Source organism: Brevibacterium salitolerans (assembly GCF_039531405.1).
In the GTDB taxonomy this organism is placed as follows: Bacteria; Actinomycetota; Actinomycetes; order Actinomycetales; family Brevibacteriaceae; genus Brevibacterium; species Brevibacterium salitolerans.
The window spans coordinates 367714-379329 of the sequence record NZ_BAAAPZ010000004.1 but is presented as its reverse complement, the minus strand read 5'-3'; the positions used below and the strand labels follow the sequence as shown (position 1 = coordinate 379329).

General features: G+C 69.4%; 11 protein-coding genes and 3 tRNA genes. 4 read left to right on the top strand and 10 right to left on the bottom strand.

What is annotated here, in order from left to right; translation table 11 throughout:
• Positions 1–10: 10 nt before the first annotated feature.
• Positions 11–238 carry a hypothetical protein gene (locus ABD240_RS07275; RefSeq protein ID WP_344336591.1) on the bottom strand — a complete coding sequence of 76 codons (228 nt, stop codon included), beginning with the start codon at positions 236–238 and terminating at the stop codon, positions 11–13.
• 158 nt (positions 239–396) lie between these two features.
• Between ABD240_RS07275 and ABD240_RS07270 the strand changes: the two genes are divergently transcribed.
• From ABD240_RS07270 to dctP, 3 genes are all read left to right on the top strand, one after another.
• The gene (locus tag ABD240_RS07270) at positions 397–1011 is read left to right on the top strand and encodes a Fur family transcriptional regulator (protein WP_344336589.1); all 615 of its coding nucleotides are present in this window, start codon (positions 397–399) and stop codon (positions 1009–1011) included.
• Positions 1004–3289 (top strand): catalase/peroxidase HPI, encoded by a 2286-nt coding sequence (gene katG / locus ABD240_RS07265; protein WP_291798170.1) that lies wholly within the window; start codon positions 1004–1006, stop codon positions 3287–3289. The genes ABD240_RS07270 and katG overlap by 8 nt, the downstream gene beginning before the upstream one ends.
• 332 nt (positions 3290–3621) lie before the next feature.
• On the top strand, positions 3622–4917 hold the full coding sequence (gene dctP / locus ABD240_RS07260) for a TRAP transporter substrate-binding protein DctP (protein WP_344336587.1): 1296 nt from the start codon (positions 3622–3624) through the stop codon (positions 4915–4917).
• A gap of 73 nt (positions 4918–4990) precedes the next feature.
• Here dctP and ABD240_RS07255 read toward each other — a convergent pair whose 3' ends face one another.
• Positions 4991–5653 carry an acyl-CoA-like ligand-binding transcription factor gene (locus ABD240_RS07255; RefSeq protein WP_344336586.1) on the bottom strand — a complete coding sequence of 221 codons (663 nt, stop codon included), beginning with the start codon at positions 5651–5653 and terminating at the stop codon, positions 4991–4993.
• Positions 5654–5849: 196 nt separating this feature from the next.
• Here ABD240_RS07255 and ABD240_RS07250 point away from each other — a divergent pair, with 196 nt between their 5' ends.
• Complete coding sequence (locus ABD240_RS07250) at positions 5850–6725, top strand: SDR family oxidoreductase (protein WP_344336584.1); 876 nt, start codon at positions 5850–5852, stop codon at positions 6723–6725.
• 68 nt (positions 6726–6793) lie between these two features.
• On the opposite strand, the gene ABD240_RS07245 is transcribed toward ABD240_RS07250, so the two are convergent.
• The 8 genes from ABD240_RS07245 to ABD240_RS07210 all read right to left on the bottom strand — a co-directional run.
• A tRNA-Gly gene (locus ABD240_RS07245) sits at positions 6794–6866 on the bottom strand.
• A 268-nt stretch (positions 6867–7134) separates the two neighbouring features.
• Positions 7135–7614 carry a hypothetical protein gene (locus tag ABD240_RS07240; protein ID WP_344336582.1) on the bottom strand — a complete coding sequence of 160 codons (480 nt, stop codon included), beginning with the start codon at positions 7612–7614 and terminating at the stop codon, positions 7135–7137.
• On the bottom strand, positions 7595–8173 hold the full coding sequence (locus ABD240_RS07235; RefSeq protein ID WP_344336581.1) for a hypothetical protein: 579 nt from the start codon (positions 8171–8173) through the stop codon (positions 7595–7597). The genes ABD240_RS07240 and ABD240_RS07235 overlap by 20 nt, the downstream gene beginning before the upstream one ends.
• Positions 8174–8222: 49 nt before the next feature.
• A complete protein-coding gene (locus ABD240_RS07230; protein WP_344336580.1) occupies positions 8223–9002 on the bottom strand; it encodes a hypothetical protein in 780 nt (259 codons plus the stop codon).
• Positions 9003–9545: 543 nt separating this feature from the next.
• A tRNA-Ala gene (locus tag ABD240_RS07225) sits at positions 9546–9618 on the bottom strand.
• Between the two features lie 160 nt (positions 9619–9778).
• Positions 9779–9852: transfer RNA gene (locus ABD240_RS07220), tRNA-Ile, on the bottom strand.
• Positions 9853–10066: 214 nt separating this feature from the next.
• Positions 10067–11011 (bottom strand): DUF3566 domain-containing protein, encoded by a 945-nt coding sequence (locus tag ABD240_RS07215; RefSeq protein WP_344336579.1) that lies wholly within the window; start codon positions 11009–11011, stop codon positions 10067–10069.
• Positions 11008–11616 (bottom strand): DNA gyrase C-terminal beta-propeller domain-containing protein (locus tag ABD240_RS07210; protein WP_344336577.1); only part of this gene is annotated, 609 nt, incomplete at its 5' end. The genes ABD240_RS07210 and ABD240_RS07215, both read right to left, overlap by 4 nt.

The window sequence follows — 11616 nt, the reverse complement described above, 5'->3', positions numbered from 1 at the left end:
CGCAGCGGGCTCAGCGCGCCGCCGCCTCTACCGGCACGTCGAAGCGGTAGAGGAGCGGACGACCGTTGGTGAGTCCCACGAAGACGGGCCGGCCCGCCGGCGTCCGGCCGCGTCTCCACGCCTGGGCCTCCACCTCCTCATCGAGCTTCACCACGCGCTCACCGCGCTGGTAGAGCGCCTGCACGCGCACGGCCTCGATCCTGTCGACGGCCTCGATCTCGATCCTCAGCATGAGCATGCGCACACCGTAGATCGGAACTCCCTGAGAGTTCCCGGCGGTCGTGTCTGAGCGTTCGCTGGGAGCGCCGCTTCCCACGGGCCGCGCCTCACCTCCCCTCCCCCACCCTGACACTCTCGTAATTTGACATCGATCAAATCTGCGAACAGGCTTCGGGTATGCACATCACGTCCGCGGAGACCTGGGTGGAGCAGGTGAGGGAAGTCGGCCTGCGCGCCACGCCCGGCCGCATCGCCGCCCTCCGGTTCCTCGCGGAGCATCCGCACAGCACCGCCGCCGAGGTCCACGCCGGGATCAGCGACGACCTCCCCTCCGTCTCCATGCAGTCCGTGCACAACGTCGTCAACGACCTGAGCGCCCGCGGCGTGCTCCGGCGCATCGACATGCCCGGCACCGGCGGAGCACGGTACGAGACGCGCACCGCGGACAACCACCACCACATGCAGTGCGTGATCTGCGGACGCATCGAGGACGTCGAATGCGTGGTGGGCCACGCCCCCTGCCTCACGCCCTCGCAGACCCACGGCATGCACACCGTCCTGTCCGCGGACGTCACCTTCCGCGCCGTCTGCACGGACTGCGCGGAGCGAACGGAGCAGGCGGCCCTCGCACACGCGGCGGGACGCGGTGCGGACGCCGGCGAGCCCCGCGCAGCGGATGCCCTGCCGGAGCAGTCGACCCCCGCCTCGGCGGTCCCTCCGGCCCCGACGACCCGGTCGTCCCCACGTATCCCCCATAACAGTGAAGCATCTACAGGAGGAACCCATGGCTGACCAGAGCTCCGGTTGCCCCGTCGTCCACTCCGGTGGCGGACAGGCGCCCCAGCACGGACAGGCGCCGCAGGCCGCACAGGCGGAGCAGAGCTCGGCCGAGGCCGCGCGCCTGGCCCACCCCACGGAGGGCGACGCCAACCAGCAGTGGTGGCCCAAGCGCCTCAACCTGCGTCCCCTGGCACACAACCCCCAGGAGATCCGCCCCACCGCTCCGGACTTCGACTACACGGCGGCCTTCGAGTCCCTCGACCTCCCCCAGGTCAAGCAGGACATCGCAGAGCTGCTCACCACCTCGCAGGACTGGTGGCCGGCGGACTTCGGCAACTACGGGCCCCTCATCATCCGCATGGCGTGGCACTCCGCCGGCACCTACCGCGCCATGGACGGACGCGGCGGCGCCGGAGCAGGCCAGCAGCGCTTCGCCCCTCTGAACAGCTGGCCGGACAACGCGGGCCTGGACAAGGCACGCCGCATCCTGTGGCCCATCAAGAAGAAGTACGGCCAGGCGCTGTCCTGGGCGGACCTCATGGTCCTCGCCGGCAATGTGGCACTCGAGTCCATGGGCTTCGAGACCCTCGGCTTCGCAGGCGGCCGCGAGGACGTCTGGGAGCCGGAGGAGGTCTTCTGGGGCGCGGAGACGGACTGGCTGGGCACGGATGCCCGCTACAGCGGCACCAACCACACGACCCGTGAGCTCTCCAAGCCCTTCGGCGCCACCACGATGGGCCTCATCTACGTCAACCCGGAGGGCCCGGAGGGCAACCCGGACCCGGCCGCTGCCGCACATGACATCCGCGAGACCTTCGCCCGGATGAGCATGGACGACGAGGAGACCCTCGCGCTCATCGCCGGTGGCCACACCTTCGGCAAGACCCACGGTGCGGCTCCCGACAACGAGGAGAACGTGGGACCGGAGCCGGAGGGCGCCCCGCTGGAGCAGCAGGGCCTCGGCTGGAAGAACCACAACGGCTCCGGCAAGGGCGACGACCAGATCACCTCGGGCATCGAGGTCACCTGGACCTATCACCCCACCCGCTGGGACAACGAGTTCTTCCACATCCTCTTCGCCTACGAGTGGGAGCCGGTCAGGGGCGAGGGCGGCCACTGGCACTGGCGTCCCAAGGACGGCGGCGGCGCGGACATGGTGCCGATGGCGCACTCGGAAAGCCGCCGTGAGCCCCGCATGCTCACCACGGACATCTCGCTGCGCGTGGATCCCGCCTACGAGAAGATCGCCCGCCGCTTCAAGGACGACCACAAGGCCTTCAGCGAGGCGTTCGCCCGCGCCTGGTTCAAGCTCACGCACCGCGATCTGGGCCCCAAGGCCCGCTACGCCGGCCCCGAGGTCCCGGCACAGGACTTCGCCTGGCAGGACCCGCTGCCCGCGGCCACGGGCGAGCCCATCGACTCCGCGGACGCCGCAGCGCTCTCGCAGAAGGTGCTGGACTCCGGTCTCACCGTCTCGCAGCTGGTGAAAACCGCGTGGGCAGCGGCCTCGAGCTTCCGCGGCAGCGACAAGCGCGGCGGTGCCAACGGCGCGCGCATCCGGCTGGAGCCGCAGCGCAGCTGGGAGGTCAACGAGCCGGCGCAGCTGGCAGTGGTCCTCGACAAGCTCGAGGAGATCCAGGCGGAGTTCAACGAGGCGAACGCTCCCACGCACGTCTCGCTGGCGGACCTCATCGTGCTCGCCGGCAATGCGGCGATCGAGAAGGCCGCCGCCGAGGCCGGCGTTCCGGTGAAGGTGCCGTTCACCCCGGGCCGCGTGGATGCGACGCAGGAGCAGACGGACGTCCACTCCTTCTCCTTCCTGGAGCCGGAGGCCGACGGCTTCCGCAACTACCAGCGCACCGGTCTGGACTTCCCGGCCGAGCACCTGCTGGTGGACCGTGCGGAGCTGCTGGGCCTCACCGCACCGCAGATGACCGCCCTGGTGGGCGGCCTGCGCGTGCTGGGCGCGAACTACCAGGACGCCGCGCACGGCGTGCTCACGGATCGTCCCGGCCAGCTCACGAACGACTGGTTCGTGAACCTGCTGGAGCTGGGCAACGACTGGGTTCCCGCCAACGAGGACTCCACGCTGTTCCAGTGCCGTGACGCGGTCACCGGCGAGGAGAAGTGGACCGGCACCCGTGCCGACCTCGTCTTCGCCTCGAACTCGGAGCTGCGCGCACTTGCCGAGGTCTACGCCAGCGACGACGCCCGTGAGAAGTTCGTGCAGGACTTCGTCGCGGCCTGGACCGCCGTGACCGAGGCGGACCGCTTCGACCTGCACCGCTGAGTCCGCCAGCCTCGGTCCCGAGGTCTGCGCTCACAGCTGACGCCCGGTGGGCCGCGCATCCGTCTGCGCGGCCCACCGGGCGGAGGGTCGCACAGGAGCCCGGCACTCCCCCGCAGGAGTGCCGGGCTCCTGTGCGTCCGCTGCGGGTTGCCGGGGAAGCGCCCCACAATCTGATGCCGATGTCAACTCTTTCCTGTCGAACGTCCACTCACTAGGCTTCGGTCCATGCACGACGATGTGCACGGCGCGGCACGGACCAGGACACGATCCAGGCCCCGGCGGGAGCAGACCGCCGCGAGCCGCGGCCGCACGGCCCTCGACGAGGAGGACACATGACAGCGGTTCGACAGACACATCCCACCCGGCAGCGCGCCCTCTGCGTGCTCTCGGCGGCAGCGGCCGTCTCGCTCACGGTGAGCGGCTGCGCCGGATCCGCGGGAGAGGGAGGCGGCGGAGGGGAAGGCGAGGGCTTCGCCTACGGTGCCTCGCAGGAGGAGGTGGACGCCGTGCTGGCGGACCTCGAGCCCGTCGAGATCACCTACCAGGCGGGTGCGCAGTCGCCGTCGTCCGTGTCCGCACAGTCCGCAGATGCCTTCAAGGAGTACGTCGAGGAGCGCTCCGGCGGGAAGATCACCGTCGACGTGGTCTGGGGTCAGGCGATCGCCGGCTACGCGGAGATCGACGACGCCCTGGCCGACGGCCGCATCGACGTCTCCTACTCCCTCCCGATCTACAAGCCGGCCGAGTACCCGGCCTTCGACGCCCTCGCGACCGCCAACGGCGGCATGCCCAACTCCCTGCTGCTGGGCGAGATGATCGGCAATGCCGCCGTGGTGGACCTCGCGTGGGGCTCCGAGGAGCTGCTGGCGGAGTACGAGGAGAAGGGCCTCACTCCCCTCACACCCATGGTGAGCACCGGCACGTACCACTCGATCTGCACCGACCCGGGCACGACGCCGGAGGACTGGAAGGGCCGGCAGATCCGGGTCGCGAGCGTCGCTCATCAGACCCAGGTGCAGAACCTCGGCGGCTCCCCCGTCTCCATGGAGTACGTGGAGGTCTTCGAGGCGCTGCAGCGCGGCACCGTCGACTGCACCTTCGCTCAGCTCCTCCCCTCGGAGGAGTCGGGACTGTTCGAGGTGGCCAAGAACGTCACCCACACCTCTGCGGAGAACAGTCTGTCCGGTCGTTCCGCGGGCGCCAACGTCGCCGGCAGCGGCTTCCAGAAGCTGCCGCTGGCGTACCAGCAGATCATCTTCGACTCCTCCGCGCAGGGACTGGCGGCGAGCACCAAGGTGATCGTCGACGGGAACGCGGCCGCCGTGAAGATGCTCAACGAGAACGGCGGCGAGCTCATGGAGATGGACCCCGCCTCGGACGCGCAGATCGGCGAGACCAACGCGGAGCTCCTCGCCGGCGTGGAGGAGTCCGGGGTAATCGGCAGCGGCGTGGGAGAGAGGGTCGCCGAGGCCGTGGCCCGGTGGACCGAGGTCGCCGAGGAGCTGGGCTACGAGGACGGAGGAGGCTTCGCGGACGTGGACGAGTGGTACACGCCCGGTGAGGTCGACTTCCAGCCGTTCGCGGACCGCCTGTACGAGGAGACGATGCTGGACCACCGTCCGAGCTGAAGGACGCGGGGCTCCCGGAGACGGGAGCTTCAAGCCTCCGCCCGCGGGCCGCGGACAGGGGGAAGGCCCCGGATCACTCCGGGGCCTTCCTGCTGAGCGGAGCCTCTGCCACGGCCTGCTGCGTCTCAAGCGGACCGAGCCCTGTCGCCAGGACCACGAGCACCGAGTCGAGACAGCCGGTGAGGCTTCGGTCCGGATGCGCCGCCCACTCCTCGAGCGCCGCCCGGCACGCAGCGAGCACGGTGCGACCGACGACGACGGGATAGAGCGAATCGGCCGACTGTCCCAGCCTTCTCCCGGCGAACTCGCTGACGCTGCGCTCCCAGACCGCGAAGTGCTCGGCGACGAGGGCGGCGACCACCGGGTCCGCAGTCGTGAGCTCGGCCAGCATGCGCTGTTCGGACTCTTCCGTCCCAGAGGGTTCGAGCCCCGCGATGACGGCATGGCGCAGGGCGTCCATCATCGGCACGTCATCGGGTGCAGCCTTCAATTCGGCTTCCAGTGCACGTTTCTGCGACTCGAACATGGACCACAGCAGACCTGCTTTGGAGCCGTAGTAGCGGAAGAAGGTCCGTTCTGTGACGCCGGCCTCCCCGGCGATCTGCGAGACCGTGGTGTTCTCGAAGCCGCGCTCGGCGAACATCCGCAGTCCGATGCGGCGCAGCACCTCCCCGCTCGTCGAGCGTGGGCGGCCGCGCGCACGGGCGCTCGTCGAACCGTCTGCAGTCTCCACCATCCCCCGATCCTCCCAGAGCGGCCGCGCGATTTCCTGCTAGATTTATGTCTGCGACTGACAATAATGGTCGCAGGGACTTCCACCCGGATCCCGCAGCGCGCCCCGGCCTGAATGGGAGGCCAGCGAACAGCCCAGCCGAACGGCCAGGCCCTTTCGGCGCACCCACTGCCCCTCACCACCCAGAACGGAGCACCTCATGGCCTGGCCAGCAGGAGAAACAGCACTCGTCACCGGAGCAGCCTCGGGCATCGGACTCGGCATCAGCCGCGCCCTCGTCGCGGCCGGCGCGAAGGTCGCGCTCGTGGACATCGCCGCCGACCGCCTCGCCGCAGCGGTCGACCAGATCACCGCAGGCGGCGGTGAGGCCATCGCCCTCGAGTTCGACGTCAGCGACCCCGAGGCGTGGCAGGACGCCGCCGACCGCGCCGAGCAGGCTCTCGGCCCCGTCTCGATCGTCTGCAGCAACGCCGGCGTGAGCGGCGGCGGTCCCCTGGACCAGATCTCACTCGACGTCTGGCGCTTCGTCCAGAGGATTAACATCGACGCCCAGTTCCTCGCGATCTCGACGTTCCTGCCCCGCATGAAGGCGCGCGGCGGCCGGGCGCACATCATGAGCACAGCCTCGCAGGCCGGTCTCGTGCCGATGGCCAACGTGGGTGCCTACGTGGCATCCAAGTTCGCCAGCGTCGGACTGGCGCTCTCGCTCCGCGAAGAGCTGCGCGGGTCCGACATCGGCGTCTCCGTCCTGTGCCCGGGCACCGTCGCCACGCACCTCGCGCGGACCGACGCCGAGGTCCAGGCCAAGCAGCTCAACCGCGACTTCAGCGCCGAGGCCGTGGAGCAGAATGACAGCCTGCTCACCCAGGGTGCGGACCCCGACCGTGTCGGCGAGCAGGTCGTCGAAGCCATGCAGAACGGGGACTTCTTCATCGTCACCCATGTCGAGTGGCAGCCACTCGTGCAGCGGGTGCACGACGAGATCGCGCAGGCCTACGCCGACTTCGACCGCAGGCACGGCGTCGACCCGACCCCGGCGATCCTCCTCAGCGGAGCCGACGCCGCACAGGCCTAGTCGGGGAGGACGGCGGGCCTCACGGGAGCACGTGAAGGGCCCCGGATCACTCCGGGGCCCTTCTTCCGAGCGGATGACGAGATTCGAACTCGCGACCCTCACCTTGGCAAGGTGATGCGCTACCAGCTGCGCCACATCCGCATACTCGGGATCACTCCCGAGCTCCGACTCCGCCTGAGCGGAGCCGTCATACGAGTTGCTGTCTCAAAGCTCTCGAGTGAAGACGAGGGGATTCGAACCCCCGGCCCTCTGCCTGCAGAGACAGTACCAGACCGATTTCTGCCAGGTCAAACGGGCTTTCCGGCACCTATGTGGGCAGTCCCGGGACGCTCCTCCGGCTCGACCGCACCACAGGTCACGGAGTCGTCGGCCTCTGGGCGGCCGTGAGCGGCACCTGCCCGTCCGCGGGTCAGAGTTCCTCAGCCCGGAAGACGCGGACCTCGGCAAGCCCTTCGGCCGTATTGATCATGCGCCAGAAGCTCGGATCCGGCTGCTGCATCTCTCCATACACCACCAGCGATGGATCGATGTCGCGCGGCCGGGTGCCCGGCATGGCGCGCCAGCCGCTCAGGAGCCAGGTCTCTCTGCCCGGGTCATCCGCATGCGCCGCCCACCGCCACCGGCAGTCCCACCGCTCACGCATCACCTCGGCGAGGAAGGCGATGAGATGCCAGAGGAGCTCTGCACGGTTGTGGTCGGGGAGTGTGTGGAGGGCGGGAAGCTCACGAACGGCCCGGTCGATCTCGTCGGCGCAGGCGAAAGGACCCTTCTCCCGTCCGGCATCGACGTCGCCGCCTACCGCCCTGTACAGGGTCCACGCGGCAGCCGAGGCATCCCGGGTGAACTCCCCCGCTGCAGCTGACCAGTCTTCAGAAGCCCCATCGCTCACTGCGATCCCCTTCCTGACCTGACATCGTGATCACGCCCCCTGCACGAGCCTGCGCGGAGGCCAGCCGACGGAGTGCTTGCCCATGCCGAGGGAGTTCGTGCCCCCCCCCGCGGACGACACCGGTGTACCCCTCGGCGTAGGAGGCCAGACCGATGGCCGTCCCGAGCGCACCGGCGATCAGGAAGACCGAGGCCGCCAGGCCCATGCCGGCGGCATCGCGTGCAGTGTCCGTCCTGGCGCTGTCGCCGCTGATGATGCCCAGGACGACAGCGAGGCCGAGGAAGACCACTATCAGCACCGCTGCGGCGAGGGCACCGCCTTTGATCCGGCGCTTCGCGCGACGCGTGTCCGCCTGGGACTGGATCCGGTAGGCGACGTGCTCATGGCAGTCGGCGCACTCCAGGACGACCTCGCGCGGCGGTTCCCCGTTCGCCGGCCGGGTCGCGGACCACAGACTGAGGCCGTACTCCCAGACATTCATGAGCCCCCGCTGCCGCGCGAAGAAGTTCCTCCGGTGCATGAATGTGAAGGTCTCCGCGCCTTCGGGCGTCCTGTGCATCATCCCCTCCGATCACCATCTGCCCTGGGCATCACGTGCTCCCCTCTCCTCATGAGAAGACCCTGCTGCGCGCACCGATCAGCCGGAACCGGGCGTCGAGAGCGCGCTGCGAGAGCGCTTCGATGATCGCGCGTCGCTCGGATGCCGTGAACACGAGAACCGCCACGGTGTCACCGGGCTCGTCGTCGACCCAACGCCGCAGCTCGATGTCCGGGCCGAGCACGGCGGCAAGGGCGCGCAGAGTGACATCGCGGCCGGTCGGGGTGACCGTTCGCTCCCCGCCGGGACCCGCGATCGTGAACGCAGGCGCGTGGGCCGTGTCCACGGCGAGGGTGCCGGTCGGAAGCATGCGCGCGATCCGGGCCACCACCGCATCGTCGTCGTCTCGATGGTCGACCCGGACGGTCACCGCGGAGAGCAGCTGCTCGAACCGCTCAGGACTCGGGTGACGGAGGTAGTCGATCACCCGGGCAGCCGTCGGCCTCCTCGGGGCGCTCTCGCGAGCGGCGCGCTCAGCGCGACGCTTCAGCGCGCTGTCGATCGACCTGCGCAGCGTGTCCGCGGTCCGCTGCATGCCCTCGATCACCCAGGGATCCTGCGTCGGCTCGAGGTCGTCCCAGCCGGACGCCCAGAACTCGCCGATGCGGTACTCCAGACCCTGCGGGGCGAGGCCGATCGCGACAGTGGCCCCGTCCTTCCCGAGGCCCCAGATGAGGTGCGGGGGATGCTCGCCGGTCGACACGACATGCGGGCGCCTGAGGTCGCCCTCGCTGTCGCCGTCGACATCGCGGATGAGGCCGAGCACGTCATCGGGGCTGAGATTCGTCATTGCGCTCACCGGGTGCCGACGGGCGGCCTCGGCTCCACCGCCGTCTGCATGCTGCTGCTCATCGCGTGATCCCCTGTCTCCGCGTCATGCTCGTCTGTCCGTCCATCTTTCCCGAAGTCGAGCGATACCGCCAGAGCAGGCCGAACACCGCTGCAGCAGCGGTCCGCCCGTGGCGATCTGCAGCGCCGGGATCAGCCATGCGGCACTGCCTCCGGCGAACGCCACAGTCAGGACCACCACCATCGCCCCAGCAGCGCAGAGGAGTCCGGTCAGCGAACGGAGGCCTCGCCACCTCGGGCTCGGCCGCTGCCTCATGTGCCTCTCCCCCGAGGCTTTCGATGACTGGACGGCGATGGTGGTCAGCGAGGAGCTCTGAACCGGCCCGCGGGCGCAACCGGCGACAGCGCGCCGCTACCACTCGAAACCGTTCACTACCGCTTCAGGAGCCCCGCGAACGGGCCTCATCACGCATCCGGAGCCTCCGCCGAGCAAAGGAAGAGGCCGCCTCCCCTGCTGGGGAGGCGGCCTCTGACCCGCTGTCCGTGGAGGTAAGGGGACTCGAACCCCTAACCCTCTGCTTGCAAAGCAGATGCGCTACCAATTGCGCCATACCCCCGGAGATGACATCCACTCTACACCGAGTCAGTCTGCTGCGACCACTGCCTGGCCCTCACCTGACGCCTGCTCCTCACGGCACCGAGTATCCCCAGCGCCGCAGTCGCAGTTCCAAGCAGAACCATCAGTCTCTTCACAGCATTCCAATCGGAAAGGATGCGTGGGCCTAAGAGGACTTGAACCTCTGACCTCTTCGTTATCAGCGAAGCGCTCTAACCGCCTGAGCTATAGGCCCTTTGGTTCTTGCCGAACCGAGAAACAACTATACCCATCTCCCCGGCCCATGCAAAACCCGCGGGGAGTAACCTGCGGCACATCCAACTGCGCTGAGGGGATCGCCCGCCTCCATCCCACGATCGCCTCCGCTCCGGTACGGAGACACCCGCCGGACCGTGGGGTCCGGCGGGTGTCTCCGCCCGCACGAGGGCGTCCGTGCGGGGGAGGAGCCGCTACTCGTCCGTGAGGGTGAGATGGAAGCCGCCCACGATGGAGGCACCCAGGTTGTAGAGGAACGCGAAGAGCGTGGAGAGCGCCGTCATGAGCACGATATTCACCAGCGCGAGCACGAACGCCGTCGCCATCACACGGCCCAGTCCGATCAGTCCGACGATCGCCTCGGCGTTCTCCGCACCGGCGATCTCCTCCATGGTGGACTCCACGGTGCCGATCACACCCGTGGACTGCAGCACCAGCCAGAGCACCAGCGTCGCCACCAGCATCGCGATGGCGATCGCGAGCGAGAGCAGGAACGCCATCTTCATGACGGACCAGGGGTCGATGTTCGCCACCGTCAGGCGGACGGTGCGCGGTCCCTTCTTCGAGGACTTGCTCTTCATCTTCACGCCGCCGGAGGAGGACTTCACCCCTCCGGGCAGCATCCCCTCCGGGGAGGAGCCCTGCTGCGAACCGCTCGCCCCGCCGGCTGCAGGGCCCGCAGGAGCGGGCTGCGGGGAGCTGGGGCCGGAGCCGAAGGGCGCGGCACCGCTCACTGCGGGCTGCACCTGCGTCTCACCGGCACCCCCGGAGGCGGAGAGCCGCATGCCCTTGGAGGCGGAGCTGATCCTGGTGGCGGGACCGCTGCCGGACTGCGGCTGCGAACCGGCCGTCGCCTCGGGCTCGGCGCTGCCGGTGACCTCGGCACCGGAGGCCGGTGCGGAACCGGTCGGAGCGGACCCGGCCGCCCCCTCCTCGGAGGCCTGTGCGGGCATCGGAGCCGGCCCCTTGGGGGGAGCGACCTCCGGCGCCGCAGGCGCATCGTCGGGACGCGGAGCCTCCGGCGCAGGCGACTCCGGGGCCTTGGGCTCCTCGGCCTCGGAGCCTCCGCTGGCGGTGAGGCGCGTGCGCCCGCTGGATGTCCTCAGGATCTTCCCGGGCTTCTGGTCGTTATCGCTCACTGCTGCTCTTCACCTTCGGTTTCGACTTCCGGTTCCTCCGGCACCCGGTCGCCCGGGTCCGAGGCCTCGGCGGCCGGGGCGTCCTCCGCCTCGGCCTCCACGGCCTCCTCCGGACCTCGCGTCACGGCGATGATGCGGTCCTTCTTGCCTGGCTTCGCGAAGACTACGCCCATGGTGTTGCGTCCCTTGGCGGGGACTTCGTCGATGCTCGACCGGACCACCTTACCGCGCTCCATCACGACCAGGACCTCTTCGCCCTCGGACACGATGAGGCCTCCCACCAGGACTCCGCGCTCCTCGGTGATCTTCGCGACCTTGATGCCCATGCCGCCGCGGCCCTGGAGCCGGTACTCCTCGATGGGCGTGCGCTTGGCGTAGCCGCCCTCCGTCACGACGAACACGTAGGTGCCCGGGGTGACGGTGTCCATCGTCAGCAGCTCGTCGTCGCGGAACCGCATGCCCGTCACGCCGCTCGTGGCGCGTCCGGTCGCGCGGATCTCCTCGTCCGAGGCGGAGAAGCGGATGGACATGCCGCCTCGGGAGATGAGCAGCAGGTGGTCGTCGGAGTTGACCAGCCGCGCGGAGACCAGCTCGTCGACCGTGCC